We start from the raw sequence: 25,385 nt of genomic DNA, 5'->3' as shown, positions 1-25,385 counted from the left end.
GAAATGAAAGGGTATGAATAAGAAGTCGTTGACGCCTTATTTCTTTGTAGGTCCCCATCTGATACTTTTTATCGTATTTATTCTATTGCCGACTCTATACGGGATCTATGCTTCCTTTACGCAGTGGAATCTGATCAATGACCCTATGTGGGTCGGCTTGGCCAACTATAAAACGATTCTGTTTGACGCGGAGTCCACCTTTTACACCCAATTTATGAATGGATTAAAAAACACGCTGATCTTTGTTGTTCTAAGTGTACCTATATTAATTATCATTCCGTTAATGATTGCCGTATCGCTGGAACACAAGAAAGTGAAGATGAAAAATGTCATTCAGTCCATACTCTATATTCCCGGACTCATTTCGATCTCCGCAGCGGCACTGATCTGGTCTTTAATCTTCAATAAGCAGCTTGGGATCACGAATAATATCTTCGGCTCTGAAACAGTCTGGGCGGCCAACCAGCCCTATGCCTGGCTGATCATTATTGTCATTACGGTGTGGGGCGGAGTCGGTGGGAACATGATTATCTACCGGGCTTCCATCAGCGGGGTATCCAAGGATTTGTATGAATCGGCCGAGATGGATGGAGCGGGGCCTATCCGCAGATTTTCAAGCATTACACTGCCTTCCATTCGTTTTCCGCTGATCTATACCTTTGTTATGACGACAGCCGGAGCCTTTAACGTATTCGGTCAGCCATTAATGATGACGGACGGAGGACCAAGACAGAGCACAACCGTATTGATGATGTACATCCGGCAGCTGGCCTTCGGTCACGGGGAATCGATTGCCGGCATGGCTTCTGCGATGGCAGTTTTGCTCGGACTGGTCATTCTTGTCATTTCAGCCCTTCAGTATTATGTGATGAACCGAAACGCGTCCTAGCGACATGTTCAGCTCGCAAACGAAGGAAACGATAAAAGGTAGGTGTACTGTGCAATGTCGAACCCGGTAGTACATGAAGTGAACGCGGATTCCAAGCTTGGTCGCTCGGGTCCAAAGAAGGCTTCAGCCAACATAAGCGTGTCCAAATATATAGCTTACGCATTTCTGATCATCCTGTGTGTAATATGGGCAATCCCGGTCATATTTGGCATCACCACATCTTTTCGGTCCCAGGCCGAGGTGGTTTCCAGCGGTTTCCGACTGCTGCCCGATAACTGGATTTTCGACAATTATGTCACGATCCTGCAAAACACGTCGACCGCGCCCATCCTGCGCTGGTTGATGAATTCCGTATTTATTGCAACGATGCATACGCTGCTCGTGATCGTGGTCATTTCCATTACCGGTTACGGATACTCACGCATCAACTTTAAAGGAAGGGACACCTTATTCTTTACCTTGCTTGGAATTTCCTTCTTTCCCGGGGTAGTGAATCTGATTCCGTCTTATAAAATCATTGATGCGCTGGGATGGGTGAATACGTCTTGGGCGATGATCATTCCAGGTTTGGCCGGGATGGGGAACATTTTTTTGGTCAGACAATTCATGATGGGCGTTCCCAAGGATCTGGATGAATCGGCGCGTGTTGATGGCGCGGGAGATTTTAGAATCTATTCCTCTATTATTTTGCCGCTCATGAAACCTGTATTGATTGTATGCGGATTGTTTTCATTTACGGGTTCCTGGAATGATTTCCTCTGGCCCGTTATCGTTTATACCGATGTAGAGAAGATGCCGGTCACAGCAGGACTGCTGTTGTTACAGGACATTTACGGCAATTATCGCATGATCGGACAATTGATGGGTTCCGCGATCCTGGCCATCATTCCGACGCTGCTGTTGTTTCTGTTTGCCCAGAAATATTTTGTGCAGTCAATCAACTTAAACGCGGGCATCAAAGGATAGCAAGAAGATTGGATTCAAATAGACGAGTAAAAATAGAAAGCTAGCGGAAGTCAAACTATAAGGTATAGGAGTCGTCACCATGTCTGAATTAAATATAAAAAATCCCCTGATCGAACAGCGGGCAGATCCGTGGATCTATAAACATACCGATGGTTATTATTACTTTACCGGTTCCGTGCCGGAATACGACCGAATTGAGCTAAGACGCTCACAAACGATACAAGGGCTTGCGGATGCCGAAGGAATTACGATCTGGCGCAAGCATGAGTCAGGCCTGATGAGTGCCAACATATGGGCACCCGAGATTCATTATATGGCCGGGAAATGGTATGTATATTACGCCGCTGCCCATACTTCAGAAACGAGAGACGGATTGTTCGATCATCGAATGTTCGTATTGGAGAACGTTTCGGCGAACCCGCTTGAAGGAGAATGGGTGGAGAAGGGGCAAGTGATTACGAAGTGGGAATCTTTCGCCCTGGACGCAACAACGTTTGAGCATAAAGGCAAACGGTATTATGTATGGGCTCAGAAAGATCCGGACATTCCAGGAAACTCCAATCTGTACATCTCATTGATGGAGAATCCCTGGACCCTGACAGGGGAACAGGTATGCATATCGGTTCCCGAGTACCATTGGGAGAAGATCGGGTATCTTGTAAATGAAGGGGCCGCCGTTCTTAAGCGCAACGGGCGCATATTCATGACTTATTCCGCGAGCGCCACAGACCACAACTATGCGATGGGGCTGCTGACAGCCGATGAGGACAGTGATTTGCTAAATCCGAGCTCCTGGGTTAAATCGCCTGACCCCGTATTTAAGACATCTGAGCTTAATGGCCAATATGGGCCGGGGCACAACAGCTTCACGGTTTCCGAGGATGGCTCGCAGGACGTGCTGGTGTACCATGCGAGAAGTTACAAGGAGATCGTGGGAGATCCACTATATGATCCGAATCGTCATACGCGCGTACAGGTCATCCGGTGGAACGAAGACGGAACGCCGAATTTTGGGGTGCCAAGAGCGGATCATGAACCGGTCTCCAAGCCATGATGCCGACTTTGTAATTGGGGTTTGGACCAGATGGATTTGCAAACATCAGACCGACTGAGCTTAACAGCTTGGTCGGTTTTTTACATTTTAGGAGGCAAGGAGCATAATATAAAGTAGGAAAAAAGAAGGAGTCTTCGATATGGATGGAGAAAAAAGGACAGATAGTTTTATAAGATGGTTAAGGATGTATTAAGCGTAGTTTTACTAACATATTCTTATTTCCTGGTAAGGAGGAATTATAAATGGCAAAGATATTAGTATTAGGCGGGACCCGCTTTTTTGGTAAAAGGCTGGTTAACCGGCTGCTGGCTAAAGGCGATGCCGTTACGATTTTGACGCGTGGACATCACCAGGATTCATTCGGAGGTGCCGTTGCGCGGCTTGCCGTGGATCGGAAGGACCCGGAAAGCTTAAAACAGGCAGTGGGAAGCCAGGACTTTGATATCGTATATGATAATATATGTTATACTCCGGAAGAAGCGGGACAAGCTGCAGACATCTTTGCTGGACGAATAGGACAATACGTGCTGACCTCCACGTTATCGGTCTATGATTTTGCGGATCATCCGGTGAGGGAAGAGGAATTTGATCCCTACCGATACCCTGTCATGACAAACGAAAGCAGAGACTACAGCTATAAGGAAGGCAAACGCCAGGCAGAGGCGGTATTATTCGGTCGCCATAATCTGAACGTTACGGCTGTCCGGTTGCCGATTGTGCTGGGACCGGATGATTACACGCGAAGACTGCTTTTTCATATTGAGCATGCAGCGCAAGGAGAAGCGATTGGATTGCCTGATCCAGATGCACAAATCTCGTTTGTGCATGCCGAGGAAGCGGCGGAGTTTCTGGAATGGGCAGGTCATGTCCAATTGGAAGGCCCGGTAAATGCTTGCTCCAGCGGAACGATTTCGGTCCGGGAAATAATGAACTTGATCCAGCGGGAAATTGGGAGCTCGGCACCGCTGCAGTCTTCGGCAGCACCTGATCACATGTCTCCGTTCGGAATTCCGGGAGATTGGACGATGGATCATGGCAAAGCGGCAGCTGCCGGGTTTAAATTCTGGGATTTGCACGACTGGATGCCGAAATTGATTGCGGAATTGTCCGCCGATTTGAAGGTTCGTTAGCGAAAGAGCAGGCTTGTTATTATTTGAAGAAAGATAAGAGGGAAGTGCCCTGAAAGGAAGATCAGCATGAGCGACAAGATGGAGGCATGGAAAGAGCGTATTCAAGAGGTGGAATCCAAGGGAGACTTATCTCCGGAAGCACTAACGCTAATCCATGCGATGTATGAAGAGCTGGAAGCTTTGACGAAGCAAAATTTCAATCTGCGGAAAACCGCACTGAAAGCGACGTCCAGAGAAACAAGAATGTCGAGTAAACTGAAGGACGCACTGATGGAATAAACGGCGGAGTCCAGAACATATGATAAACACCGGGGAGGGCTCCCCGGTGTTTTTTTGGAAGATATCATAAAGTGTAAACATACGAAGCATGGGCTTCCTGATATCGCAAGAAAAATTACAGCTAACCGCGGTCTGTCTTCTTTGAAGTACGTCGATAGACATTTTTCTTATGAATTAGCTTTTAGATGGTGTTCCGGACTTTGGCGCCTGGCGCTTCTTTTTGAATCTTGGTCCAACGTAATTTCGCTTGCGGTCCCGGAACAGAATCCAGCCGCCCAAGAATCCGATACCGATGACAAACAGTGCCAGCCCGCCTAGAAAAGATAGCCAACCGAAAGCGGGGTTTGCCACACTGTCATCCCCATGAACGGAAATATATAGAAAAACCGCATCTTTCATCATTAAGAAACCCATCATTGCCATAAAACCCGGGATAACCAAAATCAAGATGGCAATAAAGCGGGAAATTAACATTTTCATAGAAGATTCCTTCCTGGGACTGATGTAATGAACTACCGTTTATCATACCTTTTTCATAGGGTAATGTCTATTTCGATTATGGGTGATGATTTTGTAATCCGAAAAAAAGAGAGTACAATGAAAGGGTATAATTGGACTTATTTTGGAGGTGCCGTTTGTGGCGATAACATGTGATGTAGCAATTCTTGGCGGGGGAACCGGTGGATATGTTGCGGCCATCCGTGCAGCCCAGCTCGGTAAAAATGTGGTCATCATCGAGCAGGACAAACTGGGGGGAACCTGCTTGCACCGCGGCTGTATTCCGAGCAAATCATTGCTTCGGAGTGCCGAGCTGTATGCGGAAATGAAGGATAGCGAGAGCTATGGAATCGAGACGGACGGGGTCCGGCTATCGTTTGACAAAGTGCAGAAGCGCAAAGACGGTATCGTTGATAAGCTGCACCAAGGCGTTCAATATTTGATGCGCAAAAATAAAATTACCGTCGTGCAGGGCAAAGGGAGAGTCATTGGCCCGTCCATCTTCTCTCCGCGCAGCGGGGCCGTAGCGGTTGAGCTTCCGGATGGCGAGATGGAAACCGTGGTTCCCACTCATCTGATCATCGCGACCGGCTCCCGTCCGCGTCACTTACCGGGGCTTGAGCCTGACGGCATACATATACTAACAAGCGACCATGCGCTTCAGCTGGACGAGCTTCCTGCATCCATCATCATCGTAGGAGGCGGCGTAATCGGCGTGGAATGGGCTTCGATGCTGAATGACTTTGGCGTTCAGGTCACAATTGTAGAAGCTTCATCCCATCTGCTGCCAGCCGAAGACGAGGAGATTGGACGTGAGCTGACAAAGATGCTCACCGCCAGAGGCGTAGAGGTGATCACCAACGTATCACTTCAAACCGACAGCTGTGAGATTCGGAATCAAAGCGTGTCCATCACGATCGAGCAAAAGGACGATACAAGAACATTGTCAGCGGACAAGCTGTTACTCTCTGTTGGAAGAATCGGCAATACTGAAAATATCGGGCTTGAAAATACTGACGTTCGGGTTGCAAATGGCGTCATTGTGGTAAATGCCAATATGCAAACAACGGAGCCCCATATTTACGCGATCGGCGATTGCATCGGGGGTCTTCAGCTTGCCCATGCGGCAAGCCACGAAGGGATTGCAGCCGTGAACCATTTGGCTGGCGAGAAGACGGAAGCCTACCGCAGTGAATGGATTCCTCGCTGTATCTATACCCGTCATGAGGTAGCGAGCGTAGGACTAACGGAGAAGCAGGCTAAAGAACGCGGACATGAGATCAGAATCGGTAAATTCCCGTTCTCGGCGATTGGCAAATCGTTGATCCACGGAACAAAGGAGGGGTTCGTGAAGGTCATTGCCGATCAGAAGACGCAGGATATTCTGGGCGTGCATATGATTGGACCGCATGTAACCGAGCTGATCGGCGAAGCAGCACTGGCACAAGTACTGGATGCAACTCCATGGGAAGTGGGAGCGGCAGTGCATGCCCATCCTTCATTATCCGAAATCATCGGCGAAGCGATGCTTGCGGTGGATGGACGAGCCATCGGTTTGTAGGGATAAGAACATCCTTTTGTGGAATCCCTCATTTCTTTTTGCCGAGAAAGGGATTATAATAACATTAAGCCAAGTCTTAGTACCAGGTTTTAATACTTGATCAAACACGCCCTTTAACCTCATGTTACGAGGCGGATGGTCAAGCCTGAAGTCATGGCTCACATAAAGGAGGGATCTCCATGAAAGAACATGAAACGGTTACGGCAAACAACAATAGGCATGAGCAGCTTGGACTGACCGACGGACAAGTGCTAGACATGTACAAATATATGGTGCTGGCGCGAAAATTCGATGAGCGCAACCTGCTGCTGCAGCGTGCGGGCAAAATTAATTTTCACGTATCCGGAATCGGGCAGGAAGCATGTCAGGTTGCTGCTGCTTTTGCTCTTGACCGGGAGAAGGATTACTTTTTACCCTATTACCGTGACTATGGATTCGTATTGACAGTGGGCATGACGCCTCGCGAACTGATGCTGTCAGCCTTTGCCAAGGCCGAGGATCCGAACAGCGGCGGACGGCAGATGCCGGGACATTTTGGTAGTAAACGTCTGCGAATTGTGACAGGCTCCAGCCCAGTAACAACACAGCTTCCGCATGCAGTGGGTATCGCGCTGGCTGCGAAGATGCAGAAGAAAGATTTTGTATCGTTTGTTACGTTTGGCGAAGGCTCAAGCAATCAGGGAGATTTTCATGAGGGCTGCAACTTTGCGGGCGTTCACAAGCTCCCTGTCATTATGATGTGCGAGAATAACCAATATGCCATTTCGGTGCCGCTTCATAAACAGATTAGCGGGAAGGTAAGCGACCGCGCTCTCGGGTATGGATTTCCGGGCGTTCGAGTGGACGGCAACGATGCGCTTGAGGTGTATGCGGCCGTGAAGGAAGCGCGTGAACGTGCGATTCGCGGAGAAGGCCCAACGCTGATCGAATCCATGATGTACCGTTTGTCTCCGCACTCCACATCGGATAACGATTTGGCGTACCGGACAAAAGAAGAGGTCGAAGAGAACTGGAAGAAAGACGGCGTCGCCCGCTTTAAGAACTATTTGGTCGACTGCGGGCTCTGGGACGAAGCACGCGATCAGGATTTGATCGCACAATTAAACCTGGAGATCAAAGAAGCGACGGAATCTGCAGACTTGGCTCCATTTCCGAAGCCAGAAGATACGCTTCTTCACGTATATGCCGATGACGAAGGGGGCGTGTAAAGGATGGCAGTAATGGAATATATCGATGCAATTCGCCTGGCCATGAAGGAAGAGATGGAGCGTGACGAGTCCGTATTTGTGTTAGGCGAGGACGTAGGCGTCAAAGGCGGCGTGTTTACAACAACAAAGGGTTTGATGGATCAATTCGGCGAAATGAGGGTGCTCGATACCCCGCTCGCGGAGTCCGCGATTGCCGGTGTGGCTATCGGTGCTGCCATGTATGGCATGAAGCCGATTGCCGAGATGCAATATTCGGACTTTATGTTCCCGGCAACCAATCAGATCATTAGCGAAGCAGCGAAAATTCGCTATCGTTCCAATAACGATTGGAGCTGTCCTGTCGTGATTCGCGCACCGATTGGCGGCGGAATATTCGGTGGGCTGTATCATTCCCAGTGCCCGGAATCGGTTTTCTTCGGAACGCCGGGATTGAAAATCGTTGCGCCGTACTCGGCCTATGATGCGAAGGGGCTGCTGAAAGCCGCGATACGCGACCCGGATCCGGTATTGTTCTTTGAGAACAAGAAATGCTACAAGCTGATTACTGGCGATGTACCGGACGATGATTACGTTGTACCGATCGGCAAGGCGAATCTGCTGCGCGAAGGATCGGATATTACGGTGATCAGCTACAGCCTGCCGCTGCACTTTGTGATGCAGGCTGCTGAAGAGCTAGAGAAGGAAGAAGGCATTAGCGCGCATGTACTGGATCTGCGTACCATACAGCCGCTTGACCGAGAAGCGATTATTGAAGCGGCCCGTGCAACGGGTAAAGTGCTGATCGTTCATGAAGATAATAAGACCGGCGGCGTCGGCGGGGAAGTATCCGCTATTATTGCCGAGCACTGCCTCTATGATCTGGATGCCCCGATCATGCGTTTGTGCGGTCCGGATGTACCGGCTATGCCAATCAGTCCACCGATGGAGAAATTCTTCATGCTTAACAAGGACAAAGTCAAAGAATCCATGCGTCAATTGGCGCTTTATTAAGAACAGGGAGTGTGAGCATGTCCGAAAATCAGAAATTGACCGATGTTACGATGCCTCAGCTAGCGGAATCCCTTGTTTCGGCGACCATTGCCAAGTGGCTGAAGAAGCCGGGGGATGCCATCGAGCAGTACGAACCGATCTGTGAAGTCATTACCGACAAAGTCAATGCCGAGATTCCATCCACCTTGGACGGCGTCATGGGAGACATTCTTGCCCAGGAGGGCCAGACCGTCAATGTTGGCGAGATCATTTGCCGGATCTCTGTGGCTTCTGGTCAAGGCGGAACTCCTTCACCGCAGCCAGCAGCAAGTACTCCTGTGGGTCAGCATCAGGGAAGCGGCAGCGAAGAGGGGTCGATGCGTTTCCGGTATTCGCCTGCTGTGCAGACGCTGGCAGCCGAGCATCAGATTGACCTTTCGCAAGTACAGGGATCAGGCATGGGCGGCAGAATCACCCGTAAAGACGTACTGACTTATATTGAAAAGGGAGGAGCATCCCAAGGCCAAGGCACTCCTGCCGGAGCAGCACCTGCCCAGAGCGCCCAAGCGCCGAAGGAAACGGTACAGCCGAGTGGGAATTCGCCGTTTCAGGGGCTGCAGCATCAGACGCCTGCGGAACCGTCGCCTCCTCTTGGTACAGCCATTCCGAATGTGCGTCATTCCGGGCTGCATTTGACGGAGTCGCCGAAAATTCCGACCATCGAAGTGGAAGGAATGGAAGGCGGAAGATCGGAATACTTTATTGATGTTACGCCGATGCGGAATGCCATTGCCAGAAACATGCGTCAAAGCGTTACGGAAATTCCGCATGCATGGACGATGATTGAGGTCGATGTGACCAACATTGTGCTGCTGCGTAATCAGCTGAAGGATGAGTTCAAGCGCAAGGAAGGCGTTAATCTGACCTACCTGGCCTTTTTGCTGAAAGCCGTTGTGAACGCAATTAAAGATTATCCGATCATGAATTCTTTCTGGGCCGTGGATAAAATCGTGGTGAAGCGCGATATTAATCTGTCCCTGGCCGTAGGAACAGAGGATTCCGTGCTGACGCCGGTCATCCATCGTGCCGATCAGAAGAATATTGCCGGCTTGGCAAGAGAGATCGAAGAGCTTGCACGCAAGACCCGTGAAGGCAAGCTGAAACTAGACGACATGCAGGGCGGTACCTTTACGGTGAACAATACGGGATCTTTCGGTTCGATTTTGTCCTATCCGATCATCAACTATCCGCAGGCTGCAATTCTGACGTTTGAATCGATTGTCAAAAAGCCGGTGGTCATCAATGACATGATCGCTGTCCGTTCGATGGCGAATCTGTGTTTATCCCTCGATCATCGGATTTTGGATGGGGTAATCTGCGGCAGATTCCTGCAGCGGGTCAAAGATAACCTGGAAGGTTATACCTTAGATACGAAGCTTTATTAATTTCGTCTATGATCTGCGGACCTGATTCTTCGGAAGAAGGTTCGCAGACGTCATTCATATCGAAGTCAATCGCAGGAGCATTCATTGGTTAGTGGGAACCCTATGAAAGAAGGCGTTAGCACATGAACAAACCGTTAGATGTATCGTACACGCCGATTGTAGATTATGGCATGGCTTGGGAGCTTCAGAAAAAACATGTTTCCGCCATCGATGAGGGAGAGCAGCATGAGCGCTTGATGCTCCTCCAACATCCTCCAACCTATACCATGGGGTCACAGCGTCATCCGGAGCACTTGCTCTTAAGCAAAGAGGAATTGGAAAAACAGGGCATCGGCCTGTTTGAAATCGATCGTGGCGGAGACATTACATATCATGGTCCAGGACAGCTTGTCGGGTATCCGCTGTTACTTCTGGATGGCGGCAAAAATTTGAATCTGCACGGATTTCTGCGCGATGTGGAGCAGGTCATCATCGATTACTTGGCATCATACAACATCGAAGCCGGCCGCAAACCCGAGTACACCGGGGTATGGGTGGGGGATTTAAAAATTTGCGCCATCGGCGTTAAATTCAATAAAGGCCGCCAGCATCGAGGATTTGTGACGAGCCATGGGTTTGCGTTTAATATTAAATCCGGAATCGCCGACGCGGGATTCGCAGGCATCATTCCTTGCGGTATACAGGAATACGGTGTAACTTCATTGGAGGACTGCACGGGGCGGATGTTTGAAGTAGAGGAAGTAGCCCGGGAGATCGTGCCTTTCTTCACCCGGGTATTTCCATATGAGGCTCATTGGTTGTAACTTAGGCGATCGTAAATGCAGGGTATCAGCGAAAGAACAATGGCTCAAGGATAACCAGCAGTGTTGATCCGACCATGGCAATCAGCATGAGATAGATAACAATTCGAAACCACTTTTTACGTTGCATTGTGTAACTCCTTTGAAATAGGTTTAATGATGAACATACATGCAGCAGCATCATTTCATTGAGATATAGATATAAAGACATTGTATCGTATCTGCGAAAGAGAGGGAAGTCTAGTGATCTCAGAAGAGCGTATCATCCAAGAGTTTATGGAATTGGTTCAGATCGATAGCGAAACCAAGCATGAAGAGGAGATCTCCAACGTTCTCAAACATAAATTTTCCAGTCTTGGTTTTGATGTCATCGAAGATGATGCCAAGGAAAAGACAGGACACGGAGCAGGGAACCTGATTATTACCTGGAAAGCGGACGAGGCGGCCCAGCAAGCGCCTAAGCTCCTATTTACCTGCCATATGGATACTGTAACACCTGGTAAAGGAATTAAGCCGACGCTAGGTGATGACGGCTGGATCCGAAGTGACGGAACGACCATCCTCGGTGCGGATGACAAAGCGGGCATCGCGGCACTGCTGGAAGGTATTCGGGTCATCCAGGAGAATAACATCCCTCATGGACAAGTTCAATTTGTCATTACGGTAGGTGAGGAGTCGGGTCTGGTGGGAGCTCGGGCGCTCGACCCTGATGTTTTGGATGCGGATCTCGGTTTTGCCCTGGATTCCAATGGTGAATTAGGATCGATCGCAGTCGCCGCACCGACCCAAGCGAAAATCAAAATGATCATCAAAGGCAAGTCAGCTCATGCCGGAGTGAATCCGGAGGATGGCATCAGTGCCATCCAGGTCGCTTCTAAAGCGATAGCCAAAATGAAGTTGGGACGCATCGACAAAGAAACCACGGCAAATATCGGCAAGTTCCAAGGCGGGGGCGCAACCAACATCGTCTGTGACCATGTCCAGATTGATGCTGAAGCACGCAGTATCGTTCAAGAGAAAGTGGATAAGCAAGTGAACGATATGCGTGAGGCGCTCGAAACCACCGTTCGTGAGTACAACGCCAATTGTGAGTTCATTAGCGAAATCGTATACCCGGCTTTCAGTTTTAACGAACATGATGAGGTTGTTCAGCTGGCGCAGCGGGCCATCGGCGGCTTGGGCTTGCCAACCCGCACGTTCCGGTCCGGAGGCGGTAGTGACGCCAACATTTTTAACGGCCTTGGAGTTCCAACTGTCAATTTGGCAATAGGATATCAAGACATTCATACCACGCAAGAGCGTATTCAAGCTTCTGATTTGATCAAGGCTGCGCAGATCGTGGTGGGGATCATCCAGGAAACGGCTAAGGCTTAGTCGATCATTAGATCATTAGATATATAGAAAATGTATAAAGCCCGCAGCGGACGCTTTAATCCGCTGCGGGCTTTTAGATTTGTTTATTAATTCAAGGATGACAAGGGCGAGTGGTTTTCCCGTCTTTTTTGGGCTGGCGACCAGGTGGTATGCCAGTTCGTGTTCTCGACCACATGCAGTGCGGCATTGATGTTGTCCAGGTATTGTTCGATCTCTTGCCTTGCCGTTGCTGAGGCATATTGCTCTTCAAGGCGGGCAGAGAGGGAGATCAAGGCTGACTGTAAATAACAAGCGGCTTCGCCGAATCGTATCTCTGTACGCCCGGGGTAAGCCAGTCTAAGCTGCTCGAGCAGGGATGCGGCCTCATCATATCTCCCTTGATCATATAAATTCTCCGCGGCTATAAAGCATACTTTCAGACTGTGGCTGTCTTGCTCTTGGAGCGGCAGCGCTTCCAATTGGTTTAATTTTGAAATCGCGAGTCCTCTGTAGCCTTCATCATAAAGAAAACAGATCAGAGCATAATAAGCATGGTCGCCGCTATCGGTGAGCAGATGTTCGGCTATGGAAATCATATTAAGCGATACGGCAGCGCGTGCTAATTCTAAAGCTTCCGACATGGCGATAAATCGGTCAGGAATCGAATGGTTTAAGTTCCACTCGCAGAGCTGCCTGATTCTGGCTAGCTGAGCCCCTTCAGATGTTCTTGGACGAGGCAGTTCGCGCAGGTGGTGTGTTAAATCGCGCAGGTAGCTGTCGATGAACTGCATGGCGTCAGCTACTTGACCCGTCATGACTAGGCAAGCCACATACTGGACGCAGGTATCGGGATATAGACTCCCCTGTTTAGCAAAACAATGGACAGCATGCGGATAAGCTCCGATGTAGAATAGTGACCTGCCAACCATGATGTTGGAAGATGGAAAGTTCCTCGTTTCGTCCAAGAGCCGTTCACCAATCGTTTGATCCGAAATCCCCTGCATGTGCAGGAGTGCGGCCCATTGATTCAGCGCCTCTTGGACGTAGTTACCGGAATGCTGTACGACGGTTCTGAAAGCTTCCTCCGATTTGCCGAAGGAGCGCATCCGCATGCTCAATATCCCGTATTCGAGCCAGCTTAGATCCACTTCCTTCCATCTCGAGCTCGTTTTGTCGGTTGGAGTGGATTGTGCAGCTTCTTTGAAGCTCCTTAGCGCCTTCTCAAGATACCCGCGTCTTTTGTACCATTTTCCGCGCTCATATTCAGTTGAAGGTGGATTAGTAATTGGTTCGGTTTCAATAATAGGTATATGTCGCATGTCGAAGCCTCCCAATGATATAACACCTGTATAGGTGTAAAGGTCATGGTCCATATTCGAAAAAAATAGAAAAAAGTCGAAAAACAAGTCTAAAGACCTAATTTCACGTCCTGTTTTCGTAAATGTTTTTAGAAGAGTTAGAAATAATATCCATAATCTTCGTTTCCGAGCCCCATTGCTGCTGCCACTGTTTCAGCATGATCCGTATCTGCCAGGCCTGTCCTACCATATGTATTGAATGATCCCCTTTGTAGCTTTTCATGGGCAGTTCCTTCTTTCTTGGAAATTTTGATATAATACACCTTATGCAATAGCATGGTCAGTCATGCCGTTTTTAAACAAAGGAGGTCATTTTGTGAGCGATATCGGCAGTAAGAACCGAGAAGCCTCGGATAAATTGCTGGAAGAAACCACACTATCTACTCAATCGATTTTTGAAGGGAAGATTATTTCACTGCAGGTCGATACAGTGAAGCTGCCCAATGGGCAGACCGCGAAACGTGAAGTTGTCAGACACCCCGGCGCAGTAGCAGTGCTCGCGTTAAAAGACGACAAAATGTTGGCCGTAAATCAATTTCGACAGCCGCTTGGGCGCTGCGAGGTTGAAATCCCTGCAGGCAAACTGGAGCGGGGAGAAGATCCGCTGGAAGCCGCGAAGCGCGAACTACAGGAAGAAACAGGTTATACGTGCGGTTCCATTCGTAAGCTGCACTCCTTTTATACATCCCCGGGGTTTGCGGATGAGATCATTCACTTATATTTGGCAGAGGATCTGGTCAGCGGCGACATGAACCCGGACGAGGATGAATTTATAGAGATGATGGAAATCTCGCTGGATGAGGCGTATTCACTCATACAAGAAGAGAGAATCAGCGATGCGAAGACCATTCTCGCCGTTTATGCTTGGAATATGTATAGCCTGACAGGAAAGATCTGATATGCTGCAGCCTGAAAAGAACATGTCAACCGGGCAGCAGCTTCAGTCCTATTACTGCGACATGCATATTCACATAGGGCGCACAAGCAGCGGACAAGCTGTGAAAATAAGCGCAAGTAACAATTTGACCTTTGAAAATATAGCCGTGGAGGCCTCGGAGCGGAAAGGCATCCAAATGATTGGTATCATCGATTGCCATTCTCCTTCGGTACAGCACGATATCCTCCAATGTTTGGACAGCGGCGTCATGCAGGAGATCGATGGAGGCGGAATCGCGTATCAGGATACGGTGATCCAGCTTGGAAGCGAGATTGAAATTCGCGAAAGCGGCCGTGGCGCAGCTCATGTGCTGGCTTATTTCCCTGATCTGAACACCATTCAGGAATTCTCTGTCTGGATGGCAAAATATATGAAGAACGTGCAGCTTAGTTCGCAGCGTATCTATGTCAGCCCCCGTGAGCTGCAGCAGGAGATACTAGACCGCGGCGGGCTGCTGATACCCGCCCATGTCTTTACGCCTCATAAGGGACTGTACGGCAACATGGCGGATCGTATGAGCGAGGTGCTGGACCTGAACGGAATTGCGGGCATAGAGCTTGGGCTCAGTGCCGACTCCTCGATGGCAGGGCGGATAAGCGAACTGGACACCTACTCCTTTCTGACCAATTCGGATGCGCATTCGCTTGGGAAAATCGGCAGGGAATACAACCGGATCGATATGGCAAAGCCTTCATTTGCAGAATTTCGCCAGGCGCTTGGAACAAGTAACGGTAGAAGAATCAGCGCGAACTATGGGCTGAATCCCAGACTTGGAAAATACCATCGTACTTACTGCGGCGGTTGCGACAGCATTCTGGATGAAGGCAGCGATATTCATGAATTGGTGCGCTGTCCATTCTGTGGGAGTACCAAGCTGGTACAGGGTGTGTTTGATCGGATTCTGAACATCGCGGACCGCAAAGAGCCCGTTGTACCGCAAAGCCGGCCGGCATATCACTATCAGGTTCCGCTAGAGTTCATCCCGGGCCTGGGCAAATCGGCGATGGCGAAGCTGCTGGGGGCTTTCGGCACCGAAATGAAAATCCTTCACCAGGCTACGGAAGCGGAGCTTGCCGCTGTCGCTGGAGAGGGGCTTGCTGCAAGCATTGTGATGGCCCGAAGCGGGACATTGTCCTTATCGGATGGCGGCGGAGGTTCTTACGGAAAGGTTCTCCGGTAAATCAATCAACTCTTTCAATCGCAGGTCATACAAGGAGGGGGATGGTCATAGAGTAGAGTAGAGACACAGAAAGGAGACTCTATTCTAATGCAATCATTCCGCCAAGCCTTTAAGGATCAGACCATGCTCTATGTATTCGTAGGCGTCTTGTTTTTAGTTGGGGTGCTGTTTGGAGCGTTAATGGTCAATGCACTTTCATTGGAGCAGCAGCAAGAAATGGCCCGATACTTAAACCACTTTTTTGTAAACGTGCAGGATGGTGGAGAAACCATGAGTCAGTCTTCTTACTGGAGCATCGCAGCCCTTCATCTGAAATGGATTGGTTTGATATGGATTCTTGGATTGTCCGTCATCGGGCTTCCGGGAATATTAATATTGGACTTCTTAAAAGGAGTGCTTATTGGGTTTACGGTCGGTTACTTGGTCGGACAGTACTCTTGGAAAGGCCTGCTGTTCGCCCTGGTGTCGATTGCGCCGCAAAATCTGCTCATCATTCCCGTGCTCATGATGTGCAGCGTAGCGGCGATAACCTTCTCTCTATACATCATCAGGGACCGATTTATTATGAATCGGGGCGGGAGCATGGTAAAGCCCTTTGCTTCGTATGCGATGCTGACCTTTTTCATGGTCCTGCTAACGCTCGGAGTCGCTTCATTTGAAACCTGGGTAACCCCAGCCATGATGCGCTGGGTGACGCCAATATTGCTATAATCCGCGAATTTTTCCATAAAGCAAAACCGTTTGACTTTGTTTGTCAAATCCCCCTATAATGAAGGAAGTGAACAATAACGTGCAGTGATTTCCAAGGGGGAGGGAAACGATGGAAGCGCGGATCGACAAAATTAAGCAGCAGCTACAATCCCAAGGATACAAATTAACGCCCCAACGGGAAGCCACGGTAAGCGTTTTGTTGGAAAATGAAGACGACCACCTTAGCGCAGAGGATGTATTTATGCTCGTGAAAGAGAAGGCTCCGGAGATCGGTCTGGCAACCGTGTACCGTACCCTAGAGCTGCTCAGTGAGCTTCATGTTGTCGAGAAGATAAATTTTGGCGATGGTGTCGCCCGTTATGACTTGCGGACGGATACTTCGAAGCATCACCATCATCATTTGATATGTACTCAATGTGGAAGCATGGATGAGATACGCGAGGATTGGCTCGGTCCATTGGAAGAGCGGTTAGAGCGAGAGTTCAACTTTACCGTTCATGACCATCGGCTTGATTTCCATGGTATATGCTACCGTTGCAAAGAGAAGGGCAAGAATGACCAGGACAAATCATAATTTTATATCATGCAACAAACCGCAGTGATGACCATCACGGCAAGCCCTCTACGGCGGTAAGCCGGGAGGGTTTTTTAGATGGTAACCAAATATAGATGGAACATGCACGAATCCGTATCGTTCACGTAAGAACAATCTAGCTTTCTCCATCATCAACGTACGTCGAGAAGACGTATTCTATCCCAATACCCGTCAAGTCCAATGACTAAAAGAACGGATCAGCGAAAAGCCGTCATAATCCTGCAGCTTGTATCATAGGCTTTACGTGAAGTGATACCTATAATATTCACTTTCATTTGGTGACCATTGCAAAGATGAAAGAGAGGCGCTGCCAGTGATTATATCGATTCGAAAAATAGGCTCACTGATCCGATTTATTACGATGTTTGCCGTTCTGACGATGTTTTTTTACTTCGTGCTGGGATGGGTGGGAGATTGGCTGACCCCAATGGATCCTTACCGTGCGCCTTCCGGTCAAGCGGTTAAGGCTTTTCAGCCTGAAAGCACCATGGACTCCCGATATTCGCCGGCGGAACGTCTGCGATTGTACTACTGGTATGGGGAGTGATTGTGCTTGTAAAGGGCACACGGGAATAGGAGCAAAAAGATTATGAAACAATATCTGGACGAATATGTAACCTATCTGGAAGACGTGAAGGGACTGTCTCGAAGTACGATTGAATCGTACCGGGCCGACTTACAAGGCTTCATGGCTTTTGCCGCGGAAAGAGACGTTATCCAACCGCAGGAAGTGACACGAACAATGCTTGGATTATACATGGGCAGACTGAGGCAGCAGGGCAAGGCGGCATCGAGTCTGCTTCGCTGCACGGCATCCTTGCGTTCCTTTTTTCAATATTTGGTGCGTCAAGCCATTATAGGACAAGATCCGACCCAACTGCTGGAGAATCCGAAGCCGGAACGGAAGCCGCCCAAGGCGCTAACCGTTGAGCAGGTGGACAAGCTGCTGTCGGCCCCGAATTCCGGAACCCCTCAGGGGGCCCGGGACAAAGCGATGCTGGAGCTGCTGTATGCTTCAGGCATCAAGGTGTCGGAACTGGTGAACTTGAGCACGCATGACATCAATATGGATATGCGCTTCCTGCGCTGTGCCGTTTCCGGAGGGAAGGAGCGAATTCTTCCGATTACCCAGATCGCCGCTGAAAGCGTGGCTTTGTATATGCAAGATATGCGGGACAAGCTGATTCGAGATGCTGATGAGGATGCATTATTCCTGAATTCACTCGGTACGCGCTTGACACGGCAGGGATTTTGGAAAATTATTAAAAAGTATGGCAAGCTGGCCGAAATCGATGACGAGATCACGCCGCATACCCTTCGTCATTCGTTTGCCATTCATTTGCTGCAGAACGGTGCCGACTTACGTTCGGTTCAGGAGATGCTGGGTCACTCGGCATTATCCACCACCGGCATGTATCAATCCACCAAGAAAAGCATGAAGGAAGTATACGATCATTATCACCCGAGATCTTAGTCGGGGCCTACTCTACTAGGATCTACAACTTATTTTCAGTTAGGAGAGGGATGAACATGAGTTCAATTCATCAGCAAAGCATTAAGGAAGCAGCAGCATACATACGCGGGCAGAAGGGTGTCGAGCCGGAGGTCGGCCTGATTTTGGGTTCAGGACTCGGCGTGCTGGCGGAATTGATTGAGAATCCGGTCTCGATCCCGTATACCGATATTCCTCATTTTCCCGTATCGACAGTAGAAGGCCATGAAGGAGAATTGCTGCTGGGCACCATTCACAATCGACCTGTCGTTCTGATGAAGGGCCGGTTCCATATGTACGAAGGCTATGGTCCGGAAGTGACTGCTTTCCCGGTGCGCGTCATGAAAGAGCTGGGTGTGAAGAGTTTGCTGGTTACCAATGCGGCTGGCGGCATCAACACGTCCTTCGAGCCGGGTGATCTCATGCTGATCTCCGATCATCTGAACATGACAGGCACCAACCCGTTAATCGGGCCGAATGATCCGGATCTTGGCGTACGGTTCCCGGATATGTCCCAGGCTTACAGCCGTCAGCTTCGCCAATTGGCAAAAGAAGTTGCCGTGGGTCAAGGCGTTGCATTGAGAGAAGGAGTCTATGCAGGACTGCTTGGACCAACCTATGAGACACCCGCCGAGATCGTCATGCTGCGTACGCTCGGTGCGGATGCTGTAGGGATGTCCACCGTGTCTGAGGTCATTGTGGCCAGACATGCCGGCCTTGAAGTGCTGGGCATCTCTTGCATCAGCAACATGGCAGCCGGCATATTGGATCAACCGCTATCCCATGACGAGGTTATGGAGACAGCCGAGAAGGTCCGGGAGAAATTCCTTGCGCTTGTTATGGCCATTATCCCAAAAATGTAAAAACCTATTTGAGCAGGGGGCTGGGCTCCGGCAGATTTATATCTGTCGAGCCCAGCCTTTTTGCTTAGGATTATAGAATGTATAAGCTTTCAGCGAAGCGTAAGCCATTCAGTATCCCCATTTATATATTTCGATTTCGGGGTCCCCGCAAAGTAATTGGAATAAGTATCGAAGCATAGGCTCCACTTTGTGGGGCTATTCTGTGTTTCCTTAAGTTCAAGGCGATAATATTTCCTTAAAAACTGGAATAATTTGTTTTCATCCTGACGACAATGAATAACAGACCCGTTTCTTTTCGGGATGCCATTACGAATGTCAGGAGGGGATGGAAGTGAAAAAAGCGTTAATCGCTGGATTTCTGGTTCTATTTGTAGGGTTGTCTAGTGTAGCTGTTCCAAGTTATGCAGAAAATAGCAAACCCGGCGAAAGATCATCTCAAGAGGAACTGGCACCAGGTGCTCGTTCTGCTATATTGCTGGATGCGGATACCGGAACCATTATTTACGAGAAAAACAGCCATGATAAGCTGCCTCCGGCGAGCATCACCAAGATCATGACGATGTTGCTTACGATGGAGGCTATCGATGAAGGACAATTGAAGTGGACGGATAAGGTGCGTACCAGCGAATATGCGGCCTCCATGGGTGGATCCCAGATCTTTCTTGAGCCTGGTGAAGAAATGACGGTGGATGAGATGCTCAAAGGCATTGCCATGGCATCAGGCAATGATGCTTCCGTCGCGGTTGCGGAGAAAATTGCCGGCTCGGAGGAAGCCTTTGTGAAGCTGATGAATGAGAAAGCAGCCGAGCTGGGAATGAAGGATACACATTTTGTGAACTGCAACGGCCTTCCTGCTGAGAATCATTATACTTCGGCTCACGACATTGCGGTCATGAGCCGGGAGCTGCTGAAATACGACCAGATCACCAAATATACAGGCGCCTATCAGGATTATTTGCGTAAAGATTCGGCCAAACCGTTCTGGCTCGTCAATACGAACAAGCTGGTTCGATTCTACACAGGCGCAGACGGATTGAAAACCGGATATACATCAGAGGCCAAATTCTGTTTGTCGGCAACGGCCAAACGGGACGGACTGCGCGCTGTTGCTGTAGTTATGGGAGCTACGGATACTAAGACGCGGAACAATGAAGTTTCTCGTATGTTTGACTATGCCTTCTCCCAGTATTCGATGCATTCCATCTATAAACCGGGTGAAGTGTTGGGTATCGTGAAGGTTCAGAAGGGAACCGTGCCCGAGATTTCGATTCAAGCGGATAAAGATTACAGCGTGCTGGTTAAGAAGGGCGTAAAAAGTCCGGATATCCGTCATGAAATTCAGATGGACTCGAATTTGAAGGCGCCGGTAGCCGCCGGACAAGTCGTCGGGAAGCTAACGGTCTATCAAGGTGAGCGCGTGGTAAAGGAGTTCGAGCTGACATCTCCTGTCGAGGTGAAGAAGGCCGGGTTCTGGAGGATGTTCAAGCGGACAACCGGCAAGTTGTTTCATGTAGATTCATAGGAGTTTTCTTCTAGTTTTGTCGGGATGCAGGAATGTCTTTTTCAAATGTAGAAATCTTTGTTCATGTCAGGGAGGAGAGTGAGCAAACATGAATCTGCATGTTGATATGGAGCATCACAGGCATGTACTGATCGTCCGACTGTCCGGGGAACTGGATCATCATACGGCCGATCATGTCCGGATGCAGCTGGATGAAGCTATTCAGAGACGTCAAACAGAGCACTTGGTACTGAGCTTAAAGGATTTGGACTTTATGGACAGCTCAGGACTTGGGGTCATCCTGGGACGCTATAAATTCATCAAGCAAAAGGGCGGAAAGATGGCGGTATGCGATGTCAAGCCGCAGGTTTACCGCTTGCTTGAAATGTCGGGGCTGTTCAAGATCATGCCGATATATGAGAACGAGGGCACGGCACTCTCGGGTTTGGAGGTAGTGTCATGAGTGAAGGAAAAGCACAGCATAATTTTATGACTCTGCAGTTTGCCGCAAAGTCGGAAAACGAATCCTTTGCCCGTGTCGCCGTGGCTGCGTTCATCTCCCAGATGGATCCCAACATGGATGAGCTGAGTGATCTCAAAACGGTAGTCTCCGAAGCGGTCACAAACAGCATTATCCACGGGTACGATAGTGATTCGGAAGGGATTGTCAAGATTGAAGCCTCCATAGACGGGGATATGATTACGCTGTGTATTGAAGATTCCGGCCATGGGATCGAAGACTTGGAAATGGCCAAGCAGCCGCTTTATACATCAAAGCCAGAGCTGGAGCGATCCGGCATGGGATTCACCATCATGGAAAATTTCATGGACGAATTTGAAGTGGTCAGCGAACCAGGCAACGGTACGTCGATCAAAATGAAAAAGAGGATCGAATCTAAGAAAGCTTTATATAATTAGGGGTTGGACAAATGGATGCCGATGTGAAGAAAACTTCGCAGACTTATTTGGACGACGCGGAGGTCAAACGACTCATTGCACTTAGCCAAAGCGGGGATAATGTCGCCCGGGACACGCTCGTCAACTGTAATATTCGTCTTGTCTGGTCTGTCGTTCAGCGGTTTATGAACCGGGGGTATGAGCCTGATGATCTGTTTCAGATCGGCTGTATCGGTCTCCTCAAATCCGTGGACAAGTTCGATCTCAGTTATGACGTAAAGTTCTCGACCTATGCCGTACCGATGATCATCGGAGAAATTCAGCGTTTCTTAAGAGATGACGGGACCTTGAAGGTCAGCCGATCGCTTAAGGAAATGGCCAACAAAGTCAGGAAGAAGCGGGACGAGCTGTCCAAGCAGCTCGATCGCCTTCCAACGGTGAAAGAGGTTGCCGAAGAGCTTGGGGTAACCCCCGAGGAAGTGGTGTTTGCCCAAGAGGCGAATAAACCGCCAACCTCGATTCATGAGACCGTATTTGAAAATGACGGGGATCCCATAACGCTAATGGATCAGATAGCTGATGAATCGCAAGAACGATGGTTCGACAAGCTGGCCTTGAATGAAGCAATAGGAGGCTTGACCGAACGGGAGCGGCTCATAGTTTATCTGCGGTATTACCGGGATCAGACGCAGTCGGAAGTTGCCAGCCGGCTGGGCATATCCCAGGTGCAGGTATCGCGACTGGAGAAAAAAATATTGCAGAGCATACGGAACGAGATCGCGCAGTAGCGGGCCTCAGCCGTTATTCGAAAGCCTGCTCAAACTTGACGCCGCCCTTAAGGGACGGCGTTTTTTCATTTTTCAGCAAATCCCTTGGGTGGTTTGGCGGATAAAGAAAGTATGGTAAATCCGAGTAGAAACGAGAGAGATTTCCCATACTAACGGTAATTTAGCAGTAAAGGAGTGTTTCGGATGAAGGTTAATCCCACTCCGACGGTGTTTCTGCAGCTAAGGAGCCGCATACGGTTACCAAGAGACCAGACCGTCAAACTAGGTGATGTCGCCTTCATTGTCTGTGATCCCGACTGGGAGAGGCGGCTTAGAGCCCTGCCGCTTACGCAGCCGAAGGATCTCGATGGGAACCGCCTTGTCATGGATCTGATTCAAATCATCCCGAAGATTCAAGCCTTGATTCCTGGCGCCCATATTGAACCGATGGGAAACCATCATACCTTGGTGGAGCTTGTCGGTCCGGAGAGCAAGCGGTCAAAATTGTGGTTCCCGCTCATTTGGCTGCTCTTGTTTTTCGGTTCCGCACTGACCATCATGAACTTCCATGCCGATGTCAACATGCTTGAGGTTCATATCCGAATCGTTGAAATGGTAACGGGAAAAAGAGATGAGCATCCCTATATGTTCCAGATTGCATACTCGCTGGGGCTTGGATTTGGCATGACGGTGTTCTTCAATCATTTGTTCAAGAAAAAATGGAATGAAGAGCCGACCCCGCTTGAGGTGGAAATGTACCTCTATCAGGAAAATCTGGATCAGTTCGTGGTCGCCGAAGAATATCGGAAAATGAACGCCGACGCCGATACGACAGGTAAGGAACCATGATGTTGTCCATTCTGCAAGGGATATTCACCTGTTTTCTTGGCGTTGCAGGGGGTATCGCCGTCGGCGGCGGAGTCATTGCGCTCATCATCGTGCTGGACATCATCCCGAGATTGTCCCAACTGACCGCAACTTACAGCCGGGTCCATTGGTATGAAGGGGCTTTAATTGCGGGATCTTTCATCGGCACGGTGGCCGATTTCTGGAGATGGTCCGTTCCATTGGGACCGGTTGTGAGTACCGTGATCGGATTAATGTGCGGGATATTCATCGGCATGCTGGCAGCTGCATTGACAGAAGTATTGAACGTATTGCCGATTCTGGCCAAGCGGCTCCGATTGACGGGGTATTTGTTTGGTCTTCTTATGGCGATGGTGGCAGGCAAGGTGGCGGGCTCTCTGTTCGACTGGTTTGTTTACAGCAAGTGATAGTTATGGCTAGGAGGTAGGTTATGGACGAGAAAACAACACATAACGGCGAACTGGAAACCGATATTCCGATCATTCCCCCATCGGAGATCAAAACGTTGGAGGAAAAAGAGCTGAGGGAGAAGAGGGAGGCCGAAACCTCCGACAGTACCGAGGAATCCGTCATCTACTGGCAGCAAACGGACCATGTTCCCGCGAAGCTGAGTGAACTGAAAAAAGTGCTTAAGGAAGTTATCGGTCTTGGGGTTTCTTTTGATGTGGTATTCCGTGAAATGAACTTTGCAGGCAGAAATGCAGGGCTTCTCTTCTTAAACGGCTTCACGAATGATGTCGTGGTGACGGATATATTGACAAGGCTGACGTACCTGACACCGGAGGACGTGAGCAACCAGGCACTTACCGAGATGATGACCCGCTATATTCCCCATGTCCAAGTGGAGCGGGATACAAGACTCAGCAAAGTGATTAACGAAGTGCTCTCCGGTATATGTGCGCTGTTCATTGAGGATGCGCATTCCGCCATCTTGTTGGATACCCGGAAATATCCTGTGCGCGGGCTCGAAGAGCCTGCGGTGGAACGCGTTGTTCGCGGCGCAAGGGATGGGTTTACGGAGACGCTCGTTACCAACGTGAACCTGGTGCGAAGACGGGTTCGCGATCCGGGACTGCACGTAGAGGTCATGAAGGTCGGAAGGCGGACGAGAACGGATGTATGCCTGGTTTTCATTGATGACATCGCGGACCGAACCCAAGTTGAGGCGATTCGCAGAAAAATCCAGGAAGTAGATTTAGAGGGGCTTCCACTCGGCGATAAACAGCTGGAGGAAGCGATTGTGAACAAGGGCTGGCACCCTTTTCCTCTTGTCCGATATTCGGAACGGCCGGATGTTGTATCCTCCCATCTGCTTGAAGGCCGAATTGTTATCATGGTAGATACTTCGCCGAGTGTGATGATTATGCCCACTACGTTCCTGGATCTCTGCCAGCATGCCGAGGAGAATCGTCAGACCCCGTTTATGGGAACGTACCTGCGCTGGATACGTTTTATAGGCATTTTTGCATCCATGTTCCTGCTCCCGCTGTGGATGCTGCTGGTTGTCCATCCTGAACTGAAACCGCCGGGACTTGATATCATCGGTCCGCATGAGAATTCTAAAATTCCGATTATCCTGCAGTTTCTGATTGTTGAATTCGGCGTGGATTTGCTCCGCTTGGCTGCCGTGCATACGCCGACACCGTTAGCGTCGGCGATGGGTTTGATCGCTGCGATTTTGATCGGCGATATTGCTGTTAAGACCGGATTGTTTGTTAACGAGGTCATCCTGTATATGGCGGTTGCGTCCATTGGGATGTACGCGACCCCGAGTTATGAGCTGGGACTTGCCAACCGTATGGTCAGGCTGCTCCTTCTGCTTGCAACAGCCCTGTTCGCGGTGAAGGGCTTTGTCATCGGTACGACGCTTCTGATTCTGCTCCTGACGGCCCACCGTTCCTACAACTCGTCTTACTTGTGGCCATTTATACCATTTAGTGCAAAAGCGATGGGCGAAATTTTGTTCCGCAAACCGCTGCTTCTGTCAAGAAGACGCCCGGCTATCAACAAAACGCGTGACAACACCAAAATGGGCCCTGAAATGAATCCGAGAGGCGAGCAATAA

At 49.5% G+C, this 25,385-nt stretch carries 29 protein-coding genes; 25 read left to right on the top strand and 4 right to left on the bottom strand.

Annotated features, from left to right (window positions below; genetic code table 11):
* Positions 1 to 13: 13 nt before the first annotated feature.
* The 5 genes from ABEW73_RS11730 to ABEW73_RS11710 all read left to right on the top strand — a co-directional run bounded on the left by ABEW73_RS11730 (position 14) and on the right by ABEW73_RS11710 (position 4,318).
* Complete coding sequence (locus ABEW73_RS11730; RefSeq protein ID WP_430170667.1) at positions 14 to 889, top strand: carbohydrate ABC transporter permease; 876 nt, start codon at positions 14 to 16, stop codon at positions 887 to 889.
* 54 nt (positions 890 to 943) lie between these two features.
* On the top strand, positions 944 to 1,855 hold the full coding sequence (locus ABEW73_RS11725) for a carbohydrate ABC transporter permease (RefSeq protein WP_430170665.1): 912 nt from the start codon (positions 944 to 946) through the stop codon (positions 1,853 to 1,855).
* Between the two features lie 79 nt (positions 1,856 to 1,934).
* A complete protein-coding gene (locus tag ABEW73_RS11720; protein ID WP_430170664.1) occupies positions 1,935 to 2,909 on the top strand; it encodes a glycoside hydrolase family 43 protein in 975 nt (324 codons plus the stop codon).
* A 242-nt stretch (positions 2,910 to 3,151) separates the two neighbouring features.
* Positions 3,152 to 4,039, top strand: a complete 888-nt coding sequence (locus ABEW73_RS11715) for an NAD-dependent epimerase/dehydratase family protein (RefSeq protein WP_430170662.1) — start codon at positions 3,152 to 3,154, stop codon at positions 4,037 to 4,039.
* Between the two features lie 66 nt (positions 4,040 to 4,105).
* Positions 4,106 to 4,318 (top strand): hypothetical protein, encoded by a 213-nt coding sequence (locus tag ABEW73_RS11710; protein ID WP_430170661.1) that lies wholly within the window; start codon positions 4,106 to 4,108, stop codon positions 4,316 to 4,318.
* Positions 4,319 to 4,492: 174 nt separating this feature from the next.
* Here ABEW73_RS11710 and ABEW73_RS11705 read toward each other — a convergent pair whose 3' ends face one another.
* Positions 4,493 to 4,798, bottom strand: coding sequence for a DUF2627 domain-containing protein (locus ABEW73_RS11705; protein WP_430170660.1), 306 nt, complete (start codon positions 4,796 to 4,798; stop codon positions 4,493 to 4,495).
* A gap of 157 nt (positions 4,799 to 4,955) precedes the next feature.
* Here ABEW73_RS11705 and lpdA point away from each other — a divergent pair, with 157 nt between their 5' ends.
* The 5 genes from lpdA to lipB all read left to right on the top strand — a co-directional run bounded on the left by lpdA (position 4,956) and on the right by lipB (position 10,802).
* The gene (gene lpdA, locus ABEW73_RS11700) at positions 4,956 to 6,377 is read left to right on the top strand and encodes a dihydrolipoyl dehydrogenase (protein ID WP_430170658.1); all 1,422 of its coding nucleotides are present in this window, start codon (positions 4,956 to 4,958) and stop codon (positions 6,375 to 6,377) included.
* Positions 6,378 to 6,556: 179 nt separating this feature from the next.
* Positions 6,557 to 7,585 (top strand): thiamine pyrophosphate-dependent dehydrogenase E1 component subunit alpha, encoded by a 1,029-nt coding sequence (locus ABEW73_RS11695; RefSeq protein WP_430170656.1) that lies wholly within the window; start codon positions 6,557 to 6,559, stop codon positions 7,583 to 7,585.
* A gap of 3 nt (positions 7,586 to 7,588) precedes the next feature.
* Complete coding sequence (locus ABEW73_RS11690; RefSeq protein WP_430170654.1) at positions 7,589 to 8,575, top strand: alpha-ketoacid dehydrogenase subunit beta; 987 nt, start codon at positions 7,589 to 7,591, stop codon at positions 8,573 to 8,575.
* Positions 8,576 to 8,592: 17 nt separating this feature from the next.
* Positions 8,593 to 9,999: a dihydrolipoamide acetyltransferase family protein gene (locus tag ABEW73_RS11685; protein ID WP_430170652.1), complete on the top strand. Its 1,407-nt coding sequence runs from the start codon at positions 8,593 to 8,595 to the stop codon at positions 9,997 to 9,999.
* A 122-nt stretch (positions 10,000 to 10,121) separates the two neighbouring features.
* Positions 10,122 to 10,802 (top strand): lipoyl(octanoyl) transferase LipB, encoded by a 681-nt coding sequence (lipB, locus tag ABEW73_RS11680; RefSeq protein WP_430170650.1) that lies wholly within the window; start codon positions 10,122 to 10,124, stop codon positions 10,800 to 10,802.
* 25 nt (positions 10,803 to 10,827) lie between these two features.
* On the opposite strand, the gene prli42 is transcribed toward lipB, so the two are convergent.
* Complete coding sequence (prli42, locus tag ABEW73_RS11675; protein WP_098742973.1) at positions 10,828 to 10,929, bottom strand: stressosome-associated protein Prli42; 102 nt, start codon at positions 10,927 to 10,929, stop codon at positions 10,828 to 10,830.
* Between the two features lie 113 nt (positions 10,930 to 11,042).
* Here prli42 and ABEW73_RS11670 point away from each other — a divergent pair, with 113 nt between their 5' ends.
* Entirely contained in the window at positions 11,043 to 12,173 is a 1,131-nt protein-coding gene (locus tag ABEW73_RS11670; RefSeq protein ID WP_430170649.1) for a tripeptidase T, read from the top strand.
* 86 nt (positions 12,174 to 12,259) lie between these two features.
* On the opposite strand, the gene ABEW73_RS11665 is transcribed toward ABEW73_RS11670, so the two are convergent.
* Together ABEW73_RS11665 and mciZ are read right to left on the bottom strand one after the other, a co-directional pair.
* Positions 12,260 to 13,471: a tetratricopeptide repeat protein gene (locus ABEW73_RS11665; protein ID WP_430170648.1), complete on the bottom strand. Its 1,212-nt coding sequence runs from the start codon at positions 13,469 to 13,471 to the stop codon at positions 12,260 to 12,262.
* Between the two features lie 103 nt (positions 13,472 to 13,574).
* Positions 13,575 to 13,733, bottom strand: a complete 159-nt coding sequence (mciZ, locus tag ABEW73_RS11660; RefSeq protein WP_076320910.1) for a Z-ring formation inhibitor MciZ — start codon at positions 13,731 to 13,733, stop codon at positions 13,575 to 13,577.
* A gap of 93 nt (positions 13,734 to 13,826) precedes the next feature.
* Here mciZ and ABEW73_RS11655 point away from each other — a divergent pair, with 93 nt between their 5' ends.
* The 14 genes from ABEW73_RS11655 (at position 13,827) to ABEW73_RS11590 (ending at position 25,385) form a co-directional block, all read left to right on the top strand.
* Positions 13,827 to 14,408, top strand: a complete 582-nt coding sequence (locus ABEW73_RS11655) for an NUDIX domain-containing protein (RefSeq protein WP_430170647.1) — start codon at positions 13,827 to 13,829, stop codon at positions 14,406 to 14,408.
* A gap of 1 nt (position 14,409) precedes the next feature.
* A complete protein-coding gene (locus ABEW73_RS11650; RefSeq protein ID WP_430170645.1) occupies positions 14,410 to 15,627 on the top strand; it encodes an endonuclease Q family protein in 1,218 nt (405 codons plus the stop codon).
* An 87-nt stretch (positions 15,628 to 15,714) separates the two neighbouring features.
* Positions 15,715 to 16,338: a stage II sporulation protein M gene (spoIIM, locus tag ABEW73_RS11645; RefSeq protein WP_430170643.1), complete on the top strand. Its 624-nt coding sequence runs from the start codon at positions 15,715 to 15,717 to the stop codon at positions 16,336 to 16,338.
* A gap of 109 nt (positions 16,339 to 16,447) precedes the next feature.
* Entirely contained in the window at positions 16,448 to 16,912 is a 465-nt protein-coding gene (locus tag ABEW73_RS11640; RefSeq protein ID WP_006209405.1) for a Fur family transcriptional regulator, read from the top strand.
* A gap of 334 nt (positions 16,913 to 17,246) precedes the next feature.
* Complete coding sequence (locus ABEW73_RS11635; RefSeq protein WP_098742979.1) at positions 17,247 to 17,480, top strand: YqzK family protein; 234 nt, start codon at positions 17,247 to 17,249, stop codon at positions 17,478 to 17,480.
* Between the two features lie 42 nt (positions 17,481 to 17,522).
* Positions 17,523 to 18,407: a site-specific tyrosine recombinase gene (locus ABEW73_RS11630; RefSeq protein ID WP_430170642.1), complete on the top strand. Its 885-nt coding sequence runs from the start codon at positions 17,523 to 17,525 to the stop codon at positions 18,405 to 18,407.
* Positions 18,408 to 18,463: 56 nt separating this feature from the next.
* Positions 18,464 to 19,288, top strand: a complete 825-nt coding sequence (locus tag ABEW73_RS11625) for a purine-nucleoside phosphorylase (protein WP_076320916.1) — start codon at positions 18,464 to 18,466, stop codon at positions 19,286 to 19,288.
* Between the two features lie 331 nt (positions 19,289 to 19,619).
* The gene (locus ABEW73_RS11620) at positions 19,620 to 20,810 is read left to right on the top strand and encodes a D-alanyl-D-alanine carboxypeptidase family protein (RefSeq protein ID WP_430170640.1); all 1,191 of its coding nucleotides are present in this window, start codon (positions 19,620 to 19,622) and stop codon (positions 20,808 to 20,810) included.
* 88 nt (positions 20,811 to 20,898) lie between these two features.
* Complete coding sequence (gene spoIIAA / locus ABEW73_RS11615) at positions 20,899 to 21,252, top strand: anti-sigma F factor antagonist (protein WP_076320918.1); 354 nt, start codon at positions 20,899 to 20,901, stop codon at positions 21,250 to 21,252.
* The gene (gene spoIIAB / locus ABEW73_RS11610; protein WP_379416180.1) at positions 21,249 to 21,707 is read left to right on the top strand and encodes an anti-sigma F factor; all 459 of its coding nucleotides are present in this window, start codon (positions 21,249 to 21,251) and stop codon (positions 21,705 to 21,707) included. Before spoIIAA ends, spoIIAB begins: the two co-directional genes overlap by 4 nt.
* 11 nt (positions 21,708 to 21,718) lie before the next feature.
* Positions 21,719 to 22,474: an RNA polymerase sporulation sigma factor SigF gene (gene sigF, locus ABEW73_RS11605; RefSeq protein WP_006209412.1), complete on the top strand. Its 756-nt coding sequence runs from the start codon at positions 21,719 to 21,721 to the stop codon at positions 22,472 to 22,474.
* A 183-nt stretch (positions 22,475 to 22,657) separates the two neighbouring features.
* Positions 22,658 to 23,302 (top strand): stage V sporulation protein AA, encoded by a 645-nt coding sequence (locus ABEW73_RS11600; protein WP_430170638.1) that lies wholly within the window; start codon positions 22,658 to 22,660, stop codon positions 23,300 to 23,302.
* Entirely contained in the window at positions 23,299 to 23,727 is a 429-nt protein-coding gene (locus tag ABEW73_RS11595; RefSeq protein ID WP_430170636.1) for a stage V sporulation protein AB, read from the top strand. Before ABEW73_RS11600 ends, ABEW73_RS11595 begins: the two co-directional genes overlap by 4 nt.
* A gap of 23 nt (positions 23,728 to 23,750) precedes the next feature.
* Complete coding sequence (locus ABEW73_RS11590; RefSeq protein WP_430170635.1) at positions 23,751 to 25,385, top strand: spore germination protein; 1,635 nt, start codon at positions 23,751 to 23,753, stop codon at positions 25,383 to 25,385.

Source organism: Paenibacillus lautus, assembly GCF_050482385.1.
GTDB lineage: Bacteria > Bacillota > Bacilli > Paenibacillales > Paenibacillaceae > Paenibacillus_AQ > Paenibacillus_AQ lautus_B.
This window is presented reverse-complemented; position numbering and strand designations above follow the sequence as displayed.